Origin of the sequence: Nocardia asiatica NBRC 100129, from assembly GCF_000308415.1 — a bacterium.
In the GTDB taxonomy this organism is placed as follows: domain Bacteria; phylum Actinomycetota; class Actinomycetes; order Mycobacteriales; family Mycobacteriaceae; genus Nocardia; species Nocardia asiatica.
The window spans coordinates 101089-124052 of the sequence record NZ_BAFS01000209.1 but is presented as its reverse complement, the minus strand read 5'-3'; the positions used below and the strand labels follow the sequence as shown (position 1 = coordinate 124052).

21 protein-coding genes are annotated in these 22964 nt (G+C 68.8%); 6 read left to right on the top strand and 15 right to left on the bottom strand.

The genetic code is table 11. The annotated features are described in order from the left end of the window. The 5 genes from ON27_RS20580 to ON27_RS20560 form a co-directional block, all read right to left on the bottom strand. The coding region (locus tag ON27_RS20580; protein WP_043729972.1) for a DUF8020 domain-containing protein at nucleotides 1–680 on the bottom strand (680 nt) is incomplete at its 3' end. Between the two features lie 98 nt (nucleotides 681–778). Beyond that, entirely contained in the window at nucleotides 779–2245 is a 1467-nt protein-coding gene (locus ON27_RS20575) for a PepSY-associated TM helix domain-containing protein (RefSeq protein WP_043730079.1), read from the bottom strand. Nucleotides 2246–2541: 296 nt separating this feature from the next. After that, nucleotides 2542–3105 (bottom strand): hypothetical protein, encoded by a 564-nt coding sequence (locus tag ON27_RS20570; RefSeq protein WP_169334522.1) that lies wholly within the window; start codon nucleotides 3103–3105, stop codon nucleotides 2542–2544. Between the two features lie 137 nt (nucleotides 3106–3242). Beyond that, on the bottom strand, nucleotides 3243–4901 hold the full coding sequence (locus ON27_RS20565; protein WP_043729969.1) for an acyl-CoA synthetase: 1659 nt from the start codon (nucleotides 4899–4901) through the stop codon (nucleotides 3243–3245). 176 nt (nucleotides 4902–5077) lie between these two features. Then, nucleotides 5078–6703 carry an acyl-CoA synthetase gene (locus tag ON27_RS20560; RefSeq protein WP_043729966.1) on the bottom strand — a complete coding sequence of 542 codons (1626 nt, stop codon included), beginning with the start codon at nucleotides 6701–6703 and terminating at the stop codon, nucleotides 5078–5080. Between the two features lie 251 nt (nucleotides 6704–6954). Here ON27_RS20560 and ON27_RS20555 point away from each other — a divergent pair, with 251 nt between their 5' ends. Continuing rightward, a complete protein-coding gene (locus ON27_RS20555) occupies nucleotides 6955–7557 on the top strand; it encodes a carboxymuconolactone decarboxylase family protein (protein ID WP_051046816.1) in 603 nt (200 codons plus the stop codon). Here the strand turns inward: ON27_RS20555 and ON27_RS20550 are convergent. Continuing rightward, on the bottom strand, nucleotides 7525–8025 hold the full coding sequence (locus ON27_RS20550; protein ID WP_043729962.1) for an ArsR/SmtB family transcription factor: 501 nt from the start codon (nucleotides 8023–8025) through the stop codon (nucleotides 7525–7527). The genes ON27_RS20555 and ON27_RS20550 overlap by 33 nt on opposite strands. Nucleotides 8026–8428: 403 nt before the next feature. On the opposite strand from ON27_RS20550, the gene ON27_RS42975 reads away from it, so the two are divergent. Further along, nucleotides 8429–8596, top strand: a complete 168-nt coding sequence (locus tag ON27_RS42975) for a hypothetical protein (protein ID WP_157227257.1) — start codon at nucleotides 8429–8431, stop codon at nucleotides 8594–8596. Beyond that, the gene (locus ON27_RS20545) at nucleotides 8596–9507 is read left to right on the top strand and encodes a phosphatidylinositol mannoside acyltransferase (protein ID WP_043729961.1); all 912 of its coding nucleotides are present in this window, start codon (nucleotides 8596–8598) and stop codon (nucleotides 9505–9507) included. Before ON27_RS42975 ends, ON27_RS20545 begins: the two co-directional genes overlap by 1 nt. 173 nt (nucleotides 9508–9680) lie before the next feature. Here ON27_RS20545 and ON27_RS20540 read toward each other — a convergent pair whose 3' ends face one another. From ON27_RS20540 to ON27_RS20510, 8 genes are all read right to left on the bottom strand, one after another. Next, a complete protein-coding gene (locus ON27_RS20540; RefSeq protein ID WP_043729959.1) occupies nucleotides 9681–10910 on the bottom strand; it encodes an acyl-CoA dehydrogenase family protein in 1230 nt (409 codons plus the stop codon). Nucleotides 10911–10941: 31 nt separating this feature from the next. Further along, the gene (locus ON27_RS20535) at nucleotides 10942–12336 is read right to left on the bottom strand and encodes an acyl-CoA dehydrogenase family protein (protein ID WP_373282772.1); all 1395 of its coding nucleotides are present in this window, start codon (nucleotides 12334–12336) and stop codon (nucleotides 10942–10944) included. 503 nt (nucleotides 12337–12839) lie between these two features. Next, on the bottom strand, nucleotides 12840–13745 hold the full coding sequence (gene ftsX / locus ON27_RS20530) for a permease-like cell division protein FtsX (RefSeq protein ID WP_043729956.1): 906 nt from the start codon (nucleotides 13743–13745) through the stop codon (nucleotides 12840–12842). After that, nucleotides 13745–14434, bottom strand: a complete 690-nt coding sequence (gene ftsE / locus ON27_RS20525) for a cell division ATP-binding protein FtsE (RefSeq protein ID WP_043729953.1) — start codon at nucleotides 14432–14434, stop codon at nucleotides 13745–13747. The genes ftsX and ftsE overlap by 1 nt, the downstream gene beginning before the upstream one ends. Nucleotides 14435–14518: 84 nt before the next feature. Beyond that, nucleotides 14519–14644: a hypothetical protein gene (locus ON27_RS45395; RefSeq protein ID WP_280411434.1), complete on the bottom strand. Its 126-nt coding sequence runs from the start codon at nucleotides 14642–14644 to the stop codon at nucleotides 14519–14521. Nucleotides 14645–14660: 16 nt separating this feature from the next. Then, nucleotides 14661–15521, bottom strand: a complete 861-nt coding sequence (locus tag ON27_RS20520; protein WP_043729951.1) for a mechanosensitive ion channel family protein — start codon at nucleotides 15519–15521, stop codon at nucleotides 14661–14663. 61 nt (nucleotides 15522–15582) lie between these two features. Continuing rightward, on the bottom strand, nucleotides 15583–16695 hold the full coding sequence (gene prfB, locus ON27_RS20515; protein WP_043730071.1) for a peptide chain release factor 2: 1113 nt from the start codon (nucleotides 16693–16695) through the stop codon (nucleotides 15583–15585). Nucleotides 16696–17050: 355 nt separating this feature from the next. After that, complete coding sequence (locus ON27_RS20510; RefSeq protein WP_043729949.1) at nucleotides 17051–17911, bottom strand: helix-turn-helix transcriptional regulator; 861 nt, start codon at nucleotides 17909–17911, stop codon at nucleotides 17051–17053. A gap of 142 nt (nucleotides 17912–18053) precedes the next feature. Between ON27_RS20510 and ON27_RS20505 the strand changes: the two genes are divergently transcribed. Further along, entirely contained in the window at nucleotides 18054–18650 is a 597-nt protein-coding gene (locus tag ON27_RS20505) for an NADPH-dependent FMN reductase (RefSeq protein ID WP_043729946.1), read from the top strand. A gap of 220 nt (nucleotides 18651–18870) precedes the next feature. Next, nucleotides 18871–19656 carry a histidinol-phosphatase gene (gene hisN / locus ON27_RS20500; RefSeq protein WP_043730067.1) on the top strand — a complete coding sequence of 262 codons (786 nt, stop codon included), beginning with the start codon at nucleotides 18871–18873 and terminating at the stop codon, nucleotides 19654–19656. A gap of 229 nt (nucleotides 19657–19885) precedes the next feature. Here the strand turns inward: hisN and ON27_RS20495 are convergent, their stop codons facing one another. Further along, nucleotides 19886–20857, bottom strand: coding sequence for an NHL repeat-containing protein (locus ON27_RS20495; protein ID WP_043729945.1), 972 nt, complete (start codon nucleotides 20855–20857; stop codon nucleotides 19886–19888). A gap of 188 nt (nucleotides 20858–21045) precedes the next feature. Here ON27_RS20495 and recQ point away from each other — a divergent pair, with 188 nt between their 5' ends. After that, complete coding sequence (gene recQ, locus ON27_RS20490; RefSeq protein WP_051046815.1) at nucleotides 21046–22929, top strand: DNA helicase RecQ; 1884 nt, start codon at nucleotides 21046–21048, stop codon at nucleotides 22927–22929. Nucleotides 22930–22964: the final 35 nt, after the last annotated feature.

Genomic DNA, 22964 nt, shown 5'->3' with positions numbered 1-22964 from the left:
GGAGCCGTTACCAGGATCTGGCCCGCGACCGTGCCGAGGGCGCCGACGGCGACGATGCCGCCGAGGCAGCCGACGGCGGCGGCCGGGATGAACGGGCCGAACATGCCGACGATGGTGGCGGCGGCGACGGTCGCTCCGGCGATGCCGCCGAGGATGCAGCCCACCGACGCGCCGCCGATGCCGCCGACGAGGGTGCCGATGGTGGCGCCCATGGAGATGGTGCTGGTCATGCGGGACCAGGCGGCCTGTTCACGGTCGTACTCGGTCTTCCACGGCGCCTTATCCTCGAACGGCAGGGCGACCGGCTTGTAGCTGGCGTGGGCGAGGTCGAATTGCGGGGTGAGGGTCGCGGTGCGTTCGGAAATCTCCGCGACGATGGGGAATTCGAACTCGTCGACCCGGAAGGTCAAGGGTGCGCCCGCGACGACGGTGCCGTCGGCGGCCTTCAGCTTCACCACCTGATCCTCGACCACCAGCGAGCCGGAATCGGTGGTGATGACACTGGCCGTCTCGGTGGCGTGAGCGGTGAAGCCGATCGCCTCGGCGGTCGCGGTGTCGGCGGTCGCGGTCTCGACAGACGTGCTGTCCACCGGAGCGACTTCGGCGGAACCGGTGCCCGCGGCGATGCTCAGAGCAGCGGTCGTGAACGCGGCGGCCAGGGCTAGTTTCGTGATCTGCATCGGAAATCCTTTGTTTCGAAGGCATGGCGAAGCGACGGCCATACCAATGACGTTCGGTAGGTCGCGGGAGGAACGGGCCTGCGCCCGCGGGTGTGTGGTTAAGCGGCGGCGCGCACCCGTCCGGCCAGGCCGATCAGCACGTCGATCGCGAGGAAGGCGAGCAGGCTCGCTCCGACCAGCGGGACGAACCAACCCACCACCAGCCCGGCGGCCACCAGCGGTACGGCCAGCCACAGCGAGGTCTTGCGCAGCGCGCCGCGCCGCGGAGCCCGGCCCGCGGCGATCCGGCCCGCATCCCGGGTCGGCCGCCTGCGCCACCACATCAGGTAGCCGCGCACGACCACGGTGATCAGTCCGATCATCGCGGCGAGCAGCAGCAACTGATTGAGCAGCCCGAACATCAGGCCCATGTGGAACTGGATACCCCAGTTGGTGAGTTTGGCCATCAAAGGCCAGTCCGCGTAGGACAGACGATCGGTGACGGCCCCGGTAGCACCGTCGACGGCGACCGAGTCGACGGTGTACGTGCCCGGCATCCGGCGTTCCTTCACCGCGAACGCCTTGCCCGGCGCGGCCGGGACGGCGATCTCCACCGCCTGGGTGATGCCGTCGGCGCGAGCGGTGGCGTACACCCGATCCAGCTGAGTGACCTGTTCGGCCGAGTCTGCGGAGGCGTGCTCGGTGTGGCCGCCGCCGTGGTGATCGGAGCTCGAATGCGGCTCGGACGCAACAGCTCCGGGGAGCGCGATGCTGACCGCCGGTGTGGTCCAGTTGAACTGCTCACGCAGTTCGGTGATGTTCGCGCCCGCGTAGGCCGACCAGGTCATCCCGGTCACCGACAGCAGCAGCGCCAAGGGAAGCACCCACATCCCGACCGCGCCGTGCCAGTTGAGGGTGCGCCCCCGCGCGCGCTGCGAACGGTCGGCGGCCAGCAGCCAGCCCCAGCCGTTTCGGGCCCGGCGGTTGCGTACCCGGCGTACCCACAGGACCAGACCGGCCAGCGCCACGATCCACAGCCAGGACGCGGCGAGCTCGCTGTAGAGCCGGCCGGGCTCGCCCAGGTGCAGGTCGCGGTGCAGACGGTCGATCCACGTGCGCATCGGCAGTGCTCCCGAGCTGCCGTAGACGACGGAATCGCCCACGGGCTGCGCGGTGTACGGGTTCACGAACACCGCCCGCCGCTCGGATTCACCCAGCGACGGGTCGCTGAACAGCACCCGGGTGCTGTCTTCGGCGCCCGCGGCGGGTGCGACGGCGACGAGGTGCAGGTCCGGCCGCGTGGCGATGGCCGAGCCGACCTGCTCCGACAGCGGCTTCGGCGTTCCGCTCTGGGTGACGGTAAGCAGGTCACGCGACGCGATCGACTCCAAGGTCGGCGCTATCGCGTAGAGCGCGCCGGTGACGGCGGCGATGAGAACGAACGGCCCGACGAACACCCCCGCGTAGAAGTGCAGCCGCATGGCCAGCGCGTACAGGCTGTTGCGCACGGTGGTCCGGCCTGGGCCAGGGGAGTCCGACGGCTCCGGTAAGTCGGCGTCGGAAGTGATTGTCTCTGTTGTACTCACGGTCGTTTCGTTTCTGACGGCGGAACCCGGAGGGACGCGAACCGTGGTCCCCTGGTAGCCGCGCACGGCGGATACCGCTTGAACGGGCGCCACGAATTCGTGCGGCGACAGCCCGCGGGCCGGACGCAGGCGAAAGCATGGTCCGGGGTATGGGTTCGCGACCCGGGCTGGGCGTCGCGGACGCACGCTCAGGCGTGGGCACGAAGGTGCGGGGCGACGCTGTGCCGCACGGTGGAATGCCGTGGCGGTGAGCAGCACTCACCCCACGTGCGCCGTGCACCGGGTGTGGGGAAGATTCAGAGAACGACCGCGAGCGGCGGAGCCCTCGTGCGCAGCGCCTCGGCGGCGAACACACGCAGGACGACTCGATCGCGATGGACCGTACGCAAAGGAGCGCGGTCCGCGACCGCAGGCAGAGTGTGCCGCAGCGGAAGGACGCGGCACAGCACCGCGGTACCGATCCGGTAGGCAGCTTCCGCGCCGCGGATCACGATGGCGGCCGCGACCGCCGCGCACACGTGCGCGACGAGCATGGCCGGAGTCAACTGGGCGTCACCGTGATGCAGGTGGCCCGAGTCGAGACCCATGGTGAAGTGACCGAGCAGCTGTCCGGCGACCAGCGCCGCGACCAACCCGGCCGACGTGTCGCGCAGCGGGGCCGAACCCGCCACCAGCGCGCCGATCACGGCCGACGCTGCGGCGAGCAGCGCCAGCGCGGTGGTATCCGGCAGCATGCCGCCGGAAGCCCAGCCGTGCGCCGCGACGGAAACGGCCCCCGAGATCGCACCGGCCGAGCCACCGCGCACCCGCGCGACGGCGCCGCGACGTGCCGCGGCAGACCGGTCGAACTCGTAACTCACCCGCTGATGATAGCCGACCGATTGCACGCGCTCGACCGCATCGGCTCGCGCCGACAGCCGGTGCGACGTGCGGTTTCCGAATAGGAAAACCCGGTCTTCCGGGCCGCGCGGCCCGGAAGACCTCGGACGCGCGCCACTCAGCCCGCGTCGACCTCCATCTCGATCAGCGGCTTGCGCAGCAGCTTGCCCGTCGCGTTGCGGGGCAGCTCGTCGAGGAAGACCACCTCGCGCGGGACCTTGTACCGGGCCAGGTTCGCCTTGACGTAGTCCTTGATCTCCTGCGGGTCCCGCTTGGAATCCGGACCGGGAACGACGAACGCGCGCAGCCGCTTGCCGAACTCGCGGTCGTCCACACCGACCACCGCGGCCTCGAAGATGTCGTCGCGACCCGCGATGAGATTCTCCACCTCGAGCGGGAAGACGTTCTCGCCGCCGGAGACGATCATGTCGTCGTCGCGGCCGTCGATGTACAGCAGTCCGTCGGAGTCGAAATGCCCCACGTCACCGCTGGACATCATGCCGTCGACGACCTCCTTGGTGCGGCCGTCGGTGTAGCCGGTGAAGGCGAAGCCGTTGTCCACGAAAATGGTTCCGGTGACGTTCGGCTCGGTGATCGGTTTGCGGTTCTCGTCCAGCAGCACGATCCGGATGCCGACCGGAGCCTTGCCCGCCGTGGTCGGCGCCTTGCGCAGGTCCTCGGGGGTCGCGACGGTCATGACGGCGCACTCGGTGGAGCCGTAGAGGTTGTAGAGGCTGTCGTTGAAGTGGTCCAGCGTGCGGGTCACCACGTCCGGCGCGATGGCCGAGCCCGCCGCGAAGATCACCTTCATGCTGCTGACGTCGTACTTCGACAGCACGTCGTCGCCGAGGTCGAGGATGCGTTGCAGCATGGTCGGCACCACGACCAGCGAATCCGCCTGGTACTTCGCGATATTGGCCAGCGTCAGCTCGGGGTTGAAGCGGCGCTGCTGGAAGATCACCCGGTTGCCCAGCGCGAGACCGAGGGTGAACTGGGACAGGCCGGTGCCGTGGAAGATCGGCGCCGCCATGATCATGGTGCCGTTGTTGGGCAGCGGCACCCGGTCGATGAACTGCGCGGAGGCGAACGGGCTCACCCGATCTCGCGGCGCGCCCTTCGGCGTGCCGGTGGTGCCGCTGGTCAGGATGATCATGCCGCCGGGCTTGGCGGGAGCGGGCAGCGGCGCGCCGGACTGCCCGGCGATCAGCGAGTCGATCGTCGGAATGGCCGGGTCGGCGTTGTCCTTCTCGTCCACCCAGGTCAGGATGCGCGGGATCGCCGCGGGGATGGCGCTCATCAGATCGATGAACTCGCTGTCGTGCAGCACCGCCTTGACGTGCTCACGCTCGGCCACGTCGGCGAACTGCGGCTTGGCGAACCCGGTGTTCATCAGCACGCCGCGCACGCCGAGCTTGCCGGTGGCCAGCAGGCTCAGCACCATGCCGCGGTGATCGCGCGCCAGGATCGCCACCACGTCACCGGGATTGATGCCCTTGTTCTGCAAGCCGCGGGCCAGGGCGTTGGACTGTTCGTTGAGCTGGCCGAAGGTCAACTCCCCGCGTTCGTCGACGATCGCCGCGGCCTCCGGCCTGGTCTGCGCGGCGTGCATGACGACACCGGCGAACGGCCCGAACTTCAAGACGTTGAACGCCGACCGCGCCGCATGGTCGGGGCGCAGCGGATTGAACAGCCGCCGCTTGACCATCACGTTCACGCCTAGGGCCAGATCGCCCGCCTTGCGGGCGGTGCCACCGAGCGCCGGGAGGGAAAGAGACATCGACGACAACCTTCCGACGGTGCCACCCGGTGATCCTCCGAGTGGTGCGAACCGCAATTTCGAGTGCCAGTGCTGGTGCTTACACTAGCAAGCTCCTGTAACCGGATGTGTCACGTATCTCAGCTCAAGCTACCTGCTGGTAGCGGGGTGAGCGCGCCACTCACCCCGCCCGTCGATCAGGCCTGGACCTCGTAGTCCACCAGCACGCGGCGCAGCAGCTTGCCGGTCGCGTTGCGCGGCAGGTCGTCGAGGAAGACCACCTCGCGCGGCACCTTGTAGCGCGCCAGGGTGTTCTTGACGTACGCCTTGATCTCCTCGCCGTCGGGCGAATGGCCCGGTTCGGGAACGACGAAGGCGCGCAACCGCTTGCCGAACTCCACGTCGTCCACGCCGACCACGGCGACGTCGAAGACGTCCGGCCGCTCCAGCAGCAGGTTCTCCACCTCCTGCGGGAAGACGTTCTCGCCGCCGGAGACGATCATGTCGTCGTCCCGGCCGTCCACCATGAGCAGGCCGTTCTCGTCGAAGTGGCCGACGTCGCCGCTGGACATGTAGCCGTCGATGATCTGCTTGTGCCTGCCGTCGGTGTAGCCCTCGAACGGCGCGCCGCTGCGGATGAAGATGCGACCCGTGGTGTTGACGGCGGTGACGCGCTGGTCGTTCTCGTCGTAGAGCCGCACCTCGCAGGTGATCGGCGCGCGCCCGACGGTGCCCGGTGCGAGAGCGAGGTCCTCCGGGGTGCCCACGGTCGCGACGGCGCACTCGGTCGAGCCGTACAGGTTGTAGAGCACCGGGCCGAACGCCTCGGTGGCCTTGATGGTGAGTTCGGGGGACAGCGCCGAACCGGCCAGCACGATCGCCTTCAGCGAGGACGTGTCGTACTTCGCCCGGATCGCCGGGTCGAGCTCGACCATCCGGTGCAGCATCGTGGGCACCGCCACCAGCATGTCGGCCTTGTGATCGGCGACCATGGCGAGCGTGGCCTCGGCGTCGAACCGGCGGCGCACCACCACCGTGTTGGACAGGGCCGCCCCGACCAGCCAGGTGGCCAGGCCGGTGCTGTGGAAGATCGGCGAGACGATCACCTGGGTGCCCCGCTGCGGGAACGGGATGCGGTCGACCAGCTGCGCCGTGGACAGCGGCGTGACCTTGGTGCGCGGCGCACCCTTCGGCAGGCCGGTGGTGCCGCTGGTCAGGATGATGAAGCCGCCGGGCTTGCTCGGCGCGGGCAGCGGCTCGGTGGAGTTCGCGGCGACCAGGTCGTCGAGCGTCTGCGCGCCTGCGGGCAGCGCGGTGCCCTCGTCGACCCACGTGAGGTAGCGCGGCAGGTCGGCGGGCAGCGCGTCGAGCAGGCCGAGGAACTCGCTGTCGTGCAGCACCGCCTTGACCTTCTCGCGCGCGCACACCTCAGCGAACTGCGGCTTGGCGAACCCGGTGTTCATCAGCGCGACCCGGACGCCGAGCTTGCCCGCGGCGGCCATGGCCAGGATCAGGCCACGGTGATCGCGCGCGAGGACGCCGATCACCATCCCCTCGGTGATGCCCGCCGACTGCAAGCCGCGTGCGATCGCCGTCGATCGGTCGTCCAGCTCGCGGTAGGTAAGCGCGCCTGCCTCGTCCACGATGCCCGGCGCGTCCGGGGCCACTCGCGCGGAGTGCCGGATGAGCGTCGCCTGGGGGCCGAGGATGCGCGATTCCTTCATCGTCCGCAATGTCTCCAGCGGCTTCTTCGGATCGGTGACACCCCGGCTGCGCAGCACCCCTAGCGCCTTCACGGCCTCCAGCTTGTGGGCCAAAGTCATGTCGAAAAACCTCCACAAAACCCTCGCTTCGGTCCTCGACCTAGCGAACCGGTACGGCGTGTTGACTTGCCACCGTAGCAGTGCGGAGTGTGGCAGGTCACAACTAAAACGGACAAATCCGTCTCGTTTGGGTTGCGTCCGCCGCAGGTGGGGGGCGGTTCTCGGTTCGATTCGGTCATTTCGCCCGCTGTTACCGGCCGGTAGGGATACCCTCGCAACGTCTCGAGACCGCTCGAAGGGAGACGCGGCCAATGTCCGATCCGACGGACCGGAACCCGTTCATCGATGTTCCCGGCGACCTGCCCGGCATCCGGGGCCTGTTCGCTTTCAAACCCGAAACCGGCGCGGCGCTGAGCGAACTGGCGCAGACGCTGCTGCGCGGCACTTCGCCGCTGACGCCGGGGGAGCGTGAAACCATCGCCGCGTACGTGTCCGCGCGCAACCGGACCTATTTCTGCACGCAGTCGCACGCGGCGACCGCGGCGGTGCTGGTGGACGGCGGCCGTGACCTGATCGATGCGGTCATCGAGGACGTGGACTCCGCCGCGATCGATCCGAAGCTGCGGGCGCTGCTGCGGATCGCGGACAAGGTGCGGCAGTCGGGGCTCGAGGTGACCCCGGCGGACGTGGAGAACGCGCGGGCCGCGGGCGCCGCGGACGAGGACATTCACGACGCTGTGCTGGTCGCGGCCGCCTTCTGCATGTTCAATCGCTACGTCGACGGCCTGGCGACGGTCGCGCCCCGGGAACGGGCGGCATACGAGCAGATCGGTGGACTACTCGCCACCGCCGGGTACGTCGCCGCCGGCGCGGCGCCCGACTCAGCGGCGGGCGCTGGCCAGGGCGACCAGTAGGGGAACCACCCGGGCGGCGGGGACCTCGAATCGCCCGCGGCCCGCGGTGTGCAGCCAGCCGACCGCGGCCAGCTGACGCAGATGGTGGTAGATCTGGCCGGAGGTGCCCACCCCGTCCACCCCGGCCAGTTCGGCGGCGGTTCTGCGTCCGCCCATGATCTCGCGCAGCAGGCGCAGCCGGACCGGGCTGCCCAGCGCGGCAAGGCATTCCGCGGTCTCGGCCCAGTCGTCCTCGATGAGGTCGCCGGTGGTGAACCGGGCCTGCCATTCGCGCTGCTGATCGTTGGGCAGGCGGACCGACCCGGCGAAGACGACGCCGCCGTTGGGCTCGTCGGCCGCCGCGAACTCGTCCTGCAGGCGGGTCACCGCCCACTGCTCGGTGTCGGCCGGGAGGGTCTCCGGCCGCAGTTTCTCTTCAAGCTCGCTGAGCCGCCACTCCAACTCGGCGACTCGGTCTTCCAGATTCACGACTGCAAAAGCTACGGAACTACGAAATCTCGGACAAACCGAAGTCTCCGGCCCCCGCGGCGGCGGGAGCCGGAGACTACGCGCTCAGTTGTAGACGGACGCAGCGGCCTGCTCGTCAGTGAGGGCGAGCATACGGATTTCAGCGGCCGCAGCGGTTTTCGGCCGCAGCGAGAACGGGCCGACGACCGAGTTCGACGCTCACGCGCCCTATCATGGCGCTAGCGTTCCAGCCGTGGGCGAGGGCCTCCACAGTGCCTCGTCGATAAAAACCGTTCCGTATGGTCTGGGCGAGGGTAGTGTGGGTTTCGAGGCGACCGCCGGATCGGCGGCGGCGGCGACCGTATCTGTACGGTAGGCCACCCACTCGGGCGTCATCGATCGCAAGTGAGCGGAGAATCCAGAAATGCATCGAAGTAACCGGCATCCTTTGTTCAGCCACCCGGCTGAGGCCGCCGAGGTCGACGCGCCTGACCTCGGTGCGGTTCGTCTGCCCGTTTTCAGCGACGTCGTCACCGCGGCGCCTTCGGCGGCGATCGACGAAGCGGGATCGGTCGAATCCGGCGGCGATTAGTGCATCCGGCCGGCCGGGCATGGGACCTGGGATACGCCGCCTGCTGGCGGCTGGTACGCGCCTTGCCGGAACCACTGGCCGTCCGCCTCTTCGACGCGGCGGCCGACCGCGCGGGCCGCGACGGTGGCCCGAACCAATTGCGCCGCAATCTCGCCCGGGTATTGGGCACCACACCCGAGGAGGTGCCGCACACGCTGGTCCGGGCGAGCCTGCGCTCCTATGCCCGCTACTGGCGCGAAGCCTTTCGGCTGCCGTCGATGGACCCGGTACGACTGGCCGACACCATCGAATCCTCGGCCACCGGGCTCGAACACATCCACCGAGCGGTCGAACGCGGCACCGGCGCCGTACTCGCCCTACCGCACAGCGGTAATTGGGACCTGGCGGGAGTGTGGCTGGTGCAGCGCGTGGGCTCGCCCACCGTCGTCGCGGAGCGGCTCGCGCCGGAATCGCTGTTCCAGCGTTTCGTTCGCTTCCGCGAGAGCCTGGGGTTCGAGATCATCCCGCTCACCGGCGCCGCGGCGCCGCCGTTCCCCCAGCTGATCGCCCGTATCCGGCAGGGAAGAATAGTCGGGCTGCTGGGTGAACGCGACCTGTCGGGCCGGGGAGTGCCGGTCGCCTTCTTCGGTGAACCGGCTCGGCTGCCGGCCGGTCCGGCGCGACTGGCGATCGACACCGGCGCGCCGCTGCTTCCCGTGCACTGCTGGTACACCCCCGACGGATGGGGAGTTCGTGTCGATGCCCCCATCGACACCAGCCGTGGAGTGCGCGATACCACCCAGGCGCTGGCAGACCGATTCGCCGCCGGTATCGCCGCGCATCCCGCCGATTGGCACATGCTCCAACCGCTCTGGACAGCCGACTTCACCGCAGATCAGCTCGCTCGCCGCGCCCGGAGTCAGCCGGACTGACCGATCGGAGTGTTCGAGCTGCCCTCCGTCTTCTCGGACGTCCATAGCCGCACTATCGCCAAATGTGGCCCTTGGAACCGTCATTCGCTTCAATCGTTGCTCAGGAAACGAAAATCCGGTGCGAGTCCGAGAAGCTCGCACCGGAATTCGTCGTCGGATCGCCTAGTTCGGCGTCACTTCAGCTCGGCGCTGGTCTTGCCGAGGACGCGGCGCGCCACGATGAGCTGTTGGATCTGCTGGGTGCCTTCGAAGATGTCGAGGATCTTCGAGTCGCGGCCCCACTTCTCCAGCAGGGTGCGCTGGGAGTAGCCGATCGCGCCGGCCAGTTCGACGGCCTTGAGCGTGACGTCGGTGCCGGTGCGGCCAGCCTTCGCCTTCGACATGGACGCCTCGAGCGAGTTGGGTTTCTTGTTGTCGGCCATCCAGGCCGCGCGCAGGGCGAGCAGGTAGGCGGACTCGTAATCGGCTTCCATCCGCAGGAATTCGGCGGCGGCGGCATGCTGGTTGTTGACCGGGGTGTCGTAGGAGATCTCCACGCCGGCCGCGGTCAGGATCGAGCGCAACTCTTCCAGCGCGGCGCGGGCGACGCCGATCGCCATCGCGGCGACGAGCGGGCGGGTGTTGTCGAAGGTCTGCATGACCCCGGCGAAACCCTTCTCCACGTTGACTTCCGGGCTGCCGAGGATGTTGTCCTTGGGAATCCGGCAGTCCTGCAGCAGCAGCACGGCGGTGTCCGAGGCCTTGATGCCGAGTTTGTGCTCGAGCCGCGCCACCGAGAGGCCGGGAGCGTCACGCGGCACGACGAACGACTTGATCGCCGCGCGCCCGAGGCTCTTGTCCACCGTCGCCCACACCACGATGTGGGTCGAGCGCTGACCGGCCGTGACGAAGATCTTCTCGCCGTTGAGCACCCACTCGTCGCCGTCGAGCACGGCGGTGGTGGACACGGCGGCGGAGTCGGAACCGAAGGACGGCTCGGTGATCGCCATCGAGGCCCACACCTTGCCGAAGCGCTCGAGCTGCTCGTCGGTGGCGACGGCGGCGATGGCCGCGTTGCCCAGGCCCTGGTAGGGGATCGACAACATGAGGCCGACATCGCCCCACGAGGTCTCCAGCGCGTTCAGCAGGGCGGACATGTTGCCGCCGTTGGTGTTCCCGAGCAGCTCGGTGGCGTGGCGGTCGCTTTCGCTGTCGTCGGAACGGCCGCCGGCGGCGCCGCCGATCTTCTGGGTGCCCGAGTCGGCCAGACCCTCGACCATGGCGGCCATGGTGTCCAGCTCGACCGGGTAGTCGTGTTCGGCGAGGTCGTACTTGCGCGAGATCGGGCGGAAGATCTCCTGCGCGACCTGGTGCGCCTGGTTCGCGCTGGCCCGCAGCTTCTTGGGGAGTTCGAGGTTGATCATGGGGAGGTCTCCTGAAAACGGAACGGGCCGGTTAGATGAGCACGACACCTTCGGCGACGCCGATGGCCCGCAGATCGCGGTACCAGCGCTCGACCGGGTGTTCCTTGGTGAAGCCGTGACCGCCGAGCAGCTGCACGCCGTCGAGGCCGATCTGCATGCCCTTGTCGGTGGCGAGCTTCCTGGCCAGCGCCGCCTCGCGGCCGAAGGACAGGCCCTGCTCGGCGCGGGAAGCGCCGCGCAGGGTGACCAGCCGCATCCCGTCGAGTTCGATCGCGATGTTGGCGACCATGAACGCCACCGCCTGGCGGTGCGAGATCGGCTCGCCGAACGCTTCGCGCTCGTTGACGTACGGGATCACGTAGTCCAGCACGGCCTTACCGGTGCCCGCGGCGAGCGAAGCCCAGCCGAGACGGGCCAGGCGCACCGCGTCGGCGTACTCCTCGGCGCGGGTGGCGGCGTCACCGTCGCCCAGGACGGCGTCGGCGCCGACCGCGACGTTGTCCAGGATGAGCCGGCCCAGGCCGGCGGCGCGCAGACCCATGCTCGGGTCGGCCTCCACCACCAGGCCGGGCGCGTCCGACTCGACGATGAACAGCGCCGGGCGACCGTCGAGTTCGGCGGCGACCAGGAACAGCTCGGCGTCGGCCGCGGCGGGAACCAGGCTCTTCACGCCCGAGAGGCGGTAGCCGCTCGGCGAGCGCACCGCCTTGGTGTCGAGCGCGAACGGGTCGAACAGCGGACGCGGCTCGCTGATCACGACCGAGGCCTGCGGCACGTTCTCGCCGGTGAACGACGGCAGGTAGGTCTTCTGCTGCGCGTCGCTGCCCCACTGCGCGAGCGCGACCGCGACACCGCTGGGCGCCAGGATGGGCAGGGCCAGACCCATGTCGCCGTGCGCGAGCGCCTCGGCGACCAGGGCGTTGGTCACCGCGCCGCGCTCGGAGGCCGCACCCTCGAGTTCCTCGGGGACGTTGATCAAGGTGATGCCGAGTTCGGCGGCGCGCTCGAGCAGGTCGCGCGGCGCCTCGGCGGCGTTGTCGGCCTCGTAGGCGGCCGGGCGCAGGATCTCGGCGGCGAACTCCCGCACCGTCTCGACGATCATCTGCTGCTCGTCGGTCGGCGTCAGGTCGAAGAAGTCCTTGTTCTTCGCCTCGTTGGAGGCCAGGCGCTTCGGCGCGCCGGTGCCCGCGACCTTGGCGAAGGCGCGCGTCGCGGCGCCGAGCGTGCGGAAGCCGGTCTTGGTGCCCTCGTAGGTGACGCGCTCGATCGGCTTGCGCAGGTTGTACTTCTCGGCGAGTTCCGACCCGGTGAGGGTCGTCATGACCCGCATCGCCGCGCCCATCCAATCCCGCTTGGGTTGGTTCAGGCCGACCGCGGACGTGTCTGGACGTCGCTTCGTTGCGCTGTCTCGAGTGCTCATCATCACCTGTTTTCTCGGATGGGTTCGGTGCGGTCTGTCCCCAGCTATCTTACTCCGGAGTAAGGCTATCTTACTGCTGAGTAAGAACGGCGTCGAGGGGGAAGAATACGCAAGAAATCCGCGCTTTGCTGGACGAGTGCCCAAAGGTGGGCAGTCGACGACCCGCCGTCGTCCGCGCCACCGCTGTTCCCAGGTCGGCCGCACTATCCGTGCCTGATCCGGTGCAGAAGCTATGGCCTGGGTATCGGAACCGCGCAGCGGCTCGGCTCCAGCAAATCAAGTGTGTGGGATACCGACACATCCATCGAGACTTACGGCCCCGAGCGCAGCGTGGGCCATCACCGTCTCGCCCGCGTGCTGAAGCCGCAGCGCGGCTCCGCCGCCGACCTGCCGATTCGTTCCGAGTCGACTGGAATTAACCGACCTGGTGCTGTGCGTCCGAGGACGATCGAAGCGGGCTCAACTGCCCGCGGTCGAGCCGGTGGCTCGGCGGCCACCGGCTCGGGCGATCACTCGCGCACGTAGTAGCGCAGCGTCGCGTAGGCCGTGATCGCCGCGAAGACGATGCCGACCGGGGCGATGACCAGGGCGGTCATCGCGATGTCCTCGCCGGTGATGCGCGGGAACACCTTGCTGGCGAACAGGTCGCCGAGGGCGCGGTCGATCACCAGCGGGCGGGCGATGAGCAGGCCCAGCATCGCCAGCACCGAGCCCGCCAGCGCCGCGGCCACCGCCTCGAGCAGGAAAGGCAACTGGGTATACCAGCGGGTCGCGCCGACCAGCCGCATGATGCCGACCTCGGTGCGGCGGGTGAACGCGGCGATCTGCACCATGTTCGCGATCAGCATCACCGCGGCCAGCGCCTGCAGCACGGCCAGGCCGAACGCCGCGTTGCGCAACCCGTCGAACAGGCTGACCAGCCGGTCCACGATGTCCTTGTCGTTGCGCACCATGCCGACGCCGGGGCGGTCGTAGAACTTCTCGTAGATCGTGGGATAGAGTTCGGCGTTCTCCATCTTCACGCGCAGCGACGCGGGCAGCGGCGTCTCGCTGACGTACTTGGCGAGTTCCGGCTGGTCCTTGAAGGTCTTCTCCTTGGCCTCCCGGACCGCCTCCGCCCGGTTGAGGAACTGGACCGACTCCACGCCGCTGGTCGCCTTCAGATCGGCCATGAGCGCCCGGCACGGGTCCTGCGAGCAGTCCGGGTCGTTGGCCGAGACGTCCTCGGTGAGGTACAGGCGCACCTCGAGCCGGTCGAGGAAGTACTGCTCGGTCTTGTCCGCGATGCGCACCGCCAACAGGCCGCCGCCGAGCATGGTGAGCGAGACCGCGGTGGTCAGGATCATCGCGATGGTCATCGTGACATTGCGGCGCAGGCCAGCGAGGACCTCGCCGAAGAGGAAGCTCGCGCGCATTACCGGCCCACCCCGTAGACGCCCGTCGCCTCGTCTCGCACCAGGCGGCCGTGATCGAGCTCCACCACCCGCCTGCGCATCGCGTCGACGATGTGGTTGTCGTGGGTGGCCATCACCACCGTGGTGCCGATGCGGTTGATCCGCTCCAGCAGCATCATGATGTCGCCGCTGGTGTCCGGGTCGAGGTTGCCGGTCGGTTCGTCGGCCAGCAGCACCAGCGGCCGGTTCACGAAGGCCCGCGCGATCGCCACCCGCTGCTGTTCGCCGCCGGAGAGCTCGGTCGGCAGCCGGTCGGCCTTGCCGCCGAGGCCGACCATGTCGAGCACCTCGGGGACGGTGCGGTCGATGAACTGGCGGCGCTTGCCGATCACCTCCAGCGCGAACGCGACGTTCTGGTACACGGTCTTCTGCTGGAGCAGCCGGAAGTCCTGGAAGACGCACCCGATGCGCTGGCGCAGCTTGGGCACCTTGCGGCCGGGCAACCGGTCGACCCGGAAGTCGGCGACCTTGATCTCGCCCGCGGTGGGCGTCTCCTCCTTCAGCAGCAACCGCATGAAGGTCGACTTACCCGAGCCGGACGGTCCGATGATGAAGACGAACTCGCCCTTGCCCACATCGACGGTGATGTTGTCCAGCGCGGGTCGCGTCGAGGTCTTGTACGACTTGGTCACGTTCCGCATGGTGATCACGGGGAGCCAGTCTAACCAGCAACCGGGTGCGGCCAGCGTCGTCAACCGTGGGTGACAGCGCGGCGCCGGCGCGTCCGGCCGGGCTCAGCGGTCCGGCGTTTCCGTGAACACCGCTGCGGGAACGGCATTGACGAGAGTGGCCGGCGTAGTGCTCGTCTCGTCCGGTTTGACGAATACGTACAGCACGAACGTGGCAACCCAGGTTGTCATCAGAATCGCGGTGGATTTACGTGGTCTCACTGATTCCCTCCCGGCGCAGTGCCGCGGCGACTCGCACCCGCAGCTCGCGTCCGACTTCGAACTGTTTACCCGGCAACGTCCGGGCAACCATCCGGATGTTCATCTGGTCTACGGTGAGGTCTTCCACACCCATCACGGTGGGCTCGTCGAGCAGCAGGGGCTTCAGGCGAGCGTCCTGGTATGCCTTCGTGCCCACCTCGTGCAGGATCTCGTTGACCCTGGTGATGTCGGCGCTGGCGGCCACCGGCACGTCGATCGCGGCGCGCGCCCAGTCCTTCGAGAGGTTCGTGACTTTCACGATCTGGCCGTTGGGCACCGTGATCACTTCGCCGTCCGCGTTGCGCAGCGTGGTGATCCGCAGCGTGACGTCCTCGACCGTACCCTCCGCCTGGTCCGCGGCTCCAGTCACCGCGATGCGGACCACATCGCCGAATCCGTACTGCCGCTCGGTGATCAGGAAGAATCCGGCGAGGATGTCCTGCACGATGCGCTGCGCGCCGAAACCGAGTGCGGCGCCGAGCACCGCGGCGGGCGCGACCAACCCGGTGACGGCGAAGCCGAGCCGCCGCAGCACCTCCATGGTGATCAGCACGTAGACGATGGTCAGCACCACCCAGGTGATCACCTGCGCCAACGCGTGGCGGTGCTTGGCCGCCTCGGTGCGCACCAGCGCGTCACTGCTGCGGAAGCCCGCGTCGATCTTGCGGGTGATCCGGTCCCTGACATAGGTGGCGAATCGGCTGAACAGGATGGCCCCGAGTATGAGCAGCACGACCTCCAGGCCGGAACCGCGTAGCCAGGTGGTGAAACCGGTGGACGCGATCGCCTGGATTCCCGCGACATTCATCTAGCTCGCCTGCTCTCGCATTCTCCAGCGGAAACCGCAACTCCTGAAGCAGCTCATCGCTTTATTCGCTATCCCTCATTCGCCAGCGGATACCCGACTCGATGAACCCGTCGATGTCCCCGTCGAGCACCGCCGACGGGTTGTTGACCTCGTAGTTCGTCCGCAGGTCCTTGACCATCTGATACGGGTGCAGCACGTAGTTGCGCATCTGATTGCCCCAGGACGCGCCCTCGTTGGTCTTCAGCGCGTCCATCTCGGCGCGCTCTTCCTGCCGCTTGCGCTCCAGGAGCTTGGCCTGCAGCACCCGCATGGCCGAGATCTTGTTCTGGAGCTGGGACTTCTCGTTCTGGCAGGTGACCACGATGCCGGTGGGCAGGTGGGTGATGCGAACCGCGGAGTCGGTCGTGTTGACGCTCTGGCCACCCGGGCCGGACGAGCGATACACGTCGACGCGGATCTCCGTCTCCGGCACCTCGATGTGGTCGGTGGTCTCCACCACGGGTAGCACCTCGACTTCGGCGAAGGAGGTCTGGCGGCGGCCCTGGTTGTCGAACGGGCTGATCCGCACCAACCGGTGCGTGCCCATCTCGACCGACAGCGTGCCGTAGGCGTAGGGCGTCTTCACCGCGAAGGTGGCGCTCTTGATGCCCGCTTCTTCGGCGTAGGAGGTGTCGTAGACCTCCACCCCGTACTTGTGCCGGTCGGCCCAGCGGATGTACATGCGCATCAGCATCTCGGCCCAGTCGGCGGCGTCCACGCCACCGGCGCCGGACCGGATGTTCACCAGCGCGTCGCGCTTGTCGTACTCGCCCGACAGCAGCGTGCGGACCTCCATGGCCTCCACGTCGCCGCGCAGCGCGGCACGCTCGGCGTCGGCCTCGGCGAGCGCGGCGGTTTTGGCCTCGCCCTCTTCGTCCTCGGCCAGTTCGTAGAGCACCGGCAGGTCGTCGAGGCGCTGGCGCAGCTCCTCCACCCGGCGCAATTCGCCCTGGACGTGGGACAGCTCACTGGTGACCCGCTGGGCGTGGTCCTGGTCGTTCCACAGCTCGGGGTCGGCGGCCTGATGCTCGAGTTCGTCGATACGACGGCGCAGCTCGTCGATGTCGAGGACCGATTCGACCGTCTTCAAAATGGCGTCGAGTGCGGCGAGATCAGCGGAAACGTCAGGATGCACGATGGTCAAGCCTAGCTGCCCCTCCGCACGGGCAGCACACGAGTGCGCGCCTGATGACCAGGGACGGCATCGGCGCGGCCCGGTGACGCCGTTCGCGGGCCGAGCGGACGGATCGCCGGAACGTCACACGCTCGCTTCGCACCCTGCCACGGGCGGGTGAACTGTGACGGACGCCTCATGGGTTATCACCCTAAACGGCGACCACGCTTGGCGCAGTTGGTGATTGGAATTCGTGGCGAAGGTGACCGTGCCGCCCTGCGCGGGGAGGCCCGCCGCGCCCGATCGGTCGTCTTGTCGGACCGGGTCGGCGCGGGCGGTGTGTCGAACTCCACTCGGTACGTGGCTCGTCGCCCGTTCAGCCCGAGACGGCGTGCAGTCCGCCCGGGCGGCGTCCGTCGAGCGCGTCGAGCGCGGCGGCGGTGGCGTCGTCGGCGGGCACGTAGACGATCACCCGCTGGTCGTCGTCGGCGGAGAGTTCGAGCGACTCGTAGGCCAGGCGCAGCGAACCGGTCTCAGGGTGGACCAGACGGGTGACGCCGGTGGCGGCGGCCAAGCTCGGCACGGTGTCGACACGGTGGGTGAAGGCAGGGCCCACGGTGACGGTGAACTCGTCGGCGAGGGCGGCGATGTGCGGGTCGGAGCGGAACGGCCCCTGTTTCAATGTGGCGACCGTCTCGTCGGCGACGTGCTCCCAGTCCGCGTAGAAGTCCCGGGCGCCGGGCAGGCAGAAGACGAGACGCGCCAGGCTCGGCGGCGTATGGGGTCCGTCGAACAGACCGGTCGGCGCCATCAGCCGGTGGTAGCCGTCGGTGTAGGCGAGGACTTCGGTGAGGCGGTTGACCACCACGGCGGGCGCGGGTTCGAGTCTCGCCAGGATCGCGCGCACGGTCGGCCGCACCTCGCGCAGCGGCTGCGCGTCGCCCATACAGGTGAATCCGCTGTCCACCGACTTGCTCAACCGGTGCAGATGGATGCGCTCGGCGGGGCTCAGCCGCAGCGCGTCGGCGAGCGCGGACAGCACCGGAGGCGAAGGATGCCGGTCGCGGCCTTGCTCGAGGCGAGTGACGTACTCCACGCTCACCCCGGCCAGGGTGGCCAGTTCGGCGCGGCGCAAGCCAGGGGTGCGCCGCCGCGGACCGGCGGCCAGGCCGACCTGGGCGGGCGTCACCGCTTCGCGGCGGGTGCGCAGGAAGAGCCCGAGTTCGTTGTCGCTCACCCGTCGAACCTAACAAGGCTCGACGCCGCGAGGGTGTCCCTGTCACTACCACTCTTGCGGCGGTCTCCCTGCCCGGCGCGCCGCGCAGCAGATTGAGTTCGGCGGCCCGCCCGGGTCGCTCCGAGATCCGAGGAGATACAGCATGTCCGACACCCCACTGAAGCTCGCGGTGATCATCGGCAGCGTCCGGGAGGGACGCTTCGGGCCGGTCGTGGCGTCGTGGTTCGCCGAACAGGCGCGGCGGCACGGTTCCTTCGAGGTGGATGTCATCGATCTGGCCGATGCGCACCTTCCGCTGGACCTGCCCGCGGTGCCCCCGGCGCTCGAGCCGAATCCACCGCGCCCGGACGGCATGGCAGAGCTCACCCGGCGGCTCGACGCGGCCGACGCGTTCGTCATCGTCACGCCGGACTACAACCGCAGCGTCCCGGCCTCGCTCAAGGCCGCCATCGACTGGCATTTCACCCAGTGGGACGCGAAGGCGATCGGTTTCGTCGGCTACAGCGGGGCCTCCGGCGGCCTGCTCGCGATCGAGCACCTGCGGCAGATCTTCAACGAACTCAACGCGCACACGGTGCGGAACTATGTGTCGTTCCCGCGCTACTACCTGCTCTTCGACGAAGAGGGGAAGCTGCTGGAGCCCGAAGCATTCGCGGAGGCCGCGACGGCGCTGCTCGACCAGTTGCACTGGTGGGCGAGCGCGTTGACCGCGGCCCGGTCGCTGGAGCGCGTGGGCTGAGCGCGGAGAGCGCGGTGTGAGCGCCGGGTCGATCGTCACCCGGCGGGAGGCCGCCGATTGTGGTTCAGCGTGGGATGGGCCCGCTCATTCTGTGTCCATCGGCGGTGAAGGCGGACACCGCCGACTCATCCGAGTCCTTCGCATGGACGAGGTGTCGGCTCGGCTGCGCGTCACCGGGACCGGAATGGGTGTGACCGGGCGGGCCGATAGGGTGCGGGGCGTGGCTGTGTATTCCTCCGATCTCGAACTGGCCCTGCGGCTGGCCGATGCCGCCGACGCGATCACCCGGGCTCGCTTCGGTGCGCTGGACCTGAAGGTCGACGCGAAGCCGGATCTGACGCCGGTCTCGGACGCCGACCTGGCCGTGGAGCGGGCGATCCGGCAGGTGCTGTCCGAGGCCCGGCCGGACGACGCGGTGCTGGGTGAGGAGTTCGGCGGCGCTGCCGAGTTCAGCGGAAGGCAATGGGTGGTCGACCCGATCGACGGCACGAAGAACTTCGTGCGGGGGGTGCCCGTCTGGGCGACGCTGATCGCACTGCTGGAAGACGGCGAACCGGTTGTCGGCGTGGTGAGCGCGCCCGCCCTGGTCCGGCGCTGGTGGGCGGCCGCGGGGTCGGGTTCCTGGTCCAGCTTCGAAAAGCGGGCAGCCGAACAGATCTCGGTTTCCGCCGTCGGTGACCTGGGCTCGGCCAGCCTGGCGTTCTCCAGTCTTTCCGGCTGGCGCGAGCGCGGGCTGCGCGAGCATTTCCTCGCCTTGACCGACGACGTGTGGCGGGTCCGCGGCTACGGCGATTTCTTCAGCTACTGCCTGCTCGCCGAAGGCGCGGTCGACATCGCCACCGAACCGGAGGTTTCGCTGTGGGATCTGGCGGCCCTGGACATCATCGTCCGCGAAGCGGGCGGGCGTTTCTCCTCGCTGGACGGCAAACCCGGTCCGCACGGCGGCGACGCCATCGCTACCAACGGCCTGCTCCACGACGCGGTTCTGGACCGACTGCGCGGGTGACCGCTCCGTTTCGCGCTGTCGACCAAGTCCCGCCCGGACATGGTCGCGGACTGGTCGTCTACCGTCCGTCTCGCGAATCGGCTGTCGAGCGTCAGATCGGCAGCTCGGACCTGCGGGAGCCTCCTCAGCGGGGGCGACGTGCGTGTGCCCTGTCCACGGCGTCGGCCGTCACAATGGCGCGGACTCGCCCCCTCTCCCAATGGGCACAAACGACCTCACGCAGGTAGAACTATCGGGCCCGCGTGGGGTTCGCTGGAGTGAGGTCGACGCCCGCCGGTGGACGCAGGCGCCGCAGCGTGCCGTCCATACTGGTGACGAACAGCGCCCAGCAATCACCGTCGCGGTCGATGCGGACCGAGGTGGCGCCGTCCGGTGGATTGCGCGACGGGCCCGGCTTGATCAAGCCGGTGATGATCGCGCAGGTGGCGCCGGTGGTCGTGTCCACCTGATAGACGGCGCCGAGCATATGGTCGGCGACGAAGAGCGCGCCTGCCCGGGTGGCCTCCATGTCGTCGGGCAGCGCGATCAAGTCCGGGACGCCGGAGACGACCGTGGGGTGTGCGGGGTCGTCAAGCCGGACCCGCAGGATCTGCATCGTCAGCGTGTCGACGTAGACCGACTCGCCGTCCGCGGCCAGCGCGAGGCCGTTGGCGGGCGGCAGACTCGACCAGTCCCGCTCGTACTCGTTCGTCTCGGGCCAGTAGCGGGAGATCCCGTTCGGGCCGTTGAGGCCGATGGTGGTGAACAGCAGGCTGCCGTCGGGTAGCATCAGCAAGCCGTTCGGCCCGTTCAGCCCGGTGAGCAGCACGCTGACCGCACCGGTCTCGATGTCGTAGCGCTGGAGCGTGCCCGGGGGCTCGCTGATCCCGTCGCCGGTGAGAAAGTAGACGTAGCGTCCGGCGACGCGCACGCCAGCCGGGCGGTGCACCTCGGTGACCAGCTTCTCCAGCTGCCCGGCGCGGTCGACATGCGCCAGGTAACCGTCCATCAGTCCGGTGACGTAGAAACCGCCGTGCCCGTCGGAATCGAGATTCTCCAGGTTGCCGACTCCCGCGACGACGGTGCCGGCCTCCCAGCCGTCCGAGCACGTCGCGGGATATGCCTGCGCCCGTGCGGCAGGCAGTGCCACGGTGACCGCGGCGGCCGCCGCGACGGCGGTGAGCAGCACCGCGCGGGCCCTGGTTCCGATTCCTGTTGCCATGGGCCACAACATAACAGCGCGGCAGGAGGCAGGCAGGGCGGGGAATTTTCGCCCAGGTGAGGATTCACCCAGGTCAGCGGGGCATGACGGAGAATTTCGTCGTTGGTTGTGCACATGTGCACAACTCCGCTGTCGAGCAGGGCGGACGCCGAACCGCACCGGCACCGCGCCGTCCGGGCGCTCGTAGGATGGGCCGGGTGAATCCCCCCGATGATTTCGCGGCTGTAGCGGTCGAAGACGCGTCCGGATCGGACGCCGGATCCGTTGCGGCGCAACAGGTGCTACGCCGAGTCTTCGGTTACGACAGCTTCCGTGGTGACCAGGGCGCCATCGTGCGGCACGTGATCGACGGCGGCGACGCGCTGGTGCTCATGCCGACCGGCGGCGGCAAGTCGCTCTGCTATCAGGTGCCCGCTCTGGTGCGCCCCGGCGTCGGTGTGGTGATCTCGCCGTTGATCGCCCTCATGCAGGACCAGGTGGACGCGCTCAGCGCCCTCGGCGTGCGCGCGGGCTTCCTCAACTCCACCCAGTATCCCGACGAGCGCCGGGCCGTCGAGGCGCAATTCGTCGCGGGCGAACTCGACCTGCTGTACCTGGCGCCGGAGCGGTTGCGCCTCGACTCGACCGCCCAGCTGTTCGACCGCGGCGAGATCGCGCTGTTCGCCATCGACGAAGCACACTGCGTCTCCCAGTGGGGTCACGACTTCCGTCCCGATTACCTCGCGCTTTCCGTGCTGCACGAGCGGTGGCCGGATATCCCGCGAATCGCTTTGACGGCGACCGCCACCGAGAAGACGCGCGACGAGATCATCCAGCGTCTCGACCTCGGCGGCGCCCGCCGTTTCGTGTCCAGCTTCGACCGGCCCAATATCCAATACCGGATCGAGCCGAAGAACCGTCCCGAGCGCCAGTTGCTGGAATTCATCCGCACCGAGCACGCGGGCGACGCCGGGATCGTCTACTGCCTTTCCCGCAATTCGGTGGAGAAGACCGCGGCCTTTCTCACCGAGAACGGCATCTCCGCGGTGCCGTACCACGCGGGTCTGGACCACCGGACCCGCGCGGCGAACCAGTCGCGCTTCCTGCGCGAAGACGGTCTGGTCGTCGTGGCGACCATCGCGTTCGGCATGGGCATCGACAAGCCCGACGTGCGCTTCGTCGCCCATCTGGATCTGCCGAAGTCGGTCGAGGGGTACTACCAGGAGACCGGTCGCGCCGGTCGCGACGGACTGGCCTCCACGGCGTGGATGGTCTACGGGCTCAACGACGTGGTGCAGCAGCGCAAGCTGATCGACAACTCCGAGGGCGACGCCGCCCATCGCCGCCAGCTGCAGCTGCACTTGGACGCGATGCTCGCGCTGTGCGAGACCGTCGCCTGCCGCCGGACCCAGTTGCTCGCCTACTTCGGCGAGCCGGGGTTGCCCTGCGGCAACTGCGACACCTGCCTGTCACCGCCGCAATCCTGGGATGGCACGGTGGCCGCGCAGAAGCTGCTGTCCGCGGTGCTGCGGTTGAAGCGCGAACGCGGCCAGAGCTTCGGCGCCGGCCACATCGTGGACATCCTGCTCGGCAAGAAGAACCCCAAGGTCGTACAGCACGACCATCACGAGTTGAAGGTCTTCGGCATCGGCACCGACCTGCGGGATACGGAATGGCGCGGTGTGGTGCGGCAATTGCTGGCGCACGGGCTGCTCGCCGTCCACGGCGAGTACGGCGTACTGACGCTCACCGAGGCCAGCAGCGAGGTGCTGTTCGACGGACGGCAAGTCCTGCTGCGCCGGGAGCCCGAACGCGCGCCCAAGCCCGCCCGGGCCGCGAAGGCCGCCAAGGCGGCAGCCGCCGACCTGACACCCACCGATCTTCCGCTATTCGAGAAGCTGCGCGAATGGCGCGCGGCGACGGCGAAGGAACAGGGTGTTCCCGCCTATGTCGTCTTCCACGACGCCACCTTGCGCGAGATAGCGGCCCGCAAGCCCACGAGTATGGCGCAGCTCGGCGGCGTCAGCGGTGTCGGCGAGAACAAGCTCGCGAAATACGGCGAGCAGGTGCTCGAAGTACTCGCCGCCGCGTGAGCCGTCCTCTGCGCGCGGCACACCGATGGGCGAGG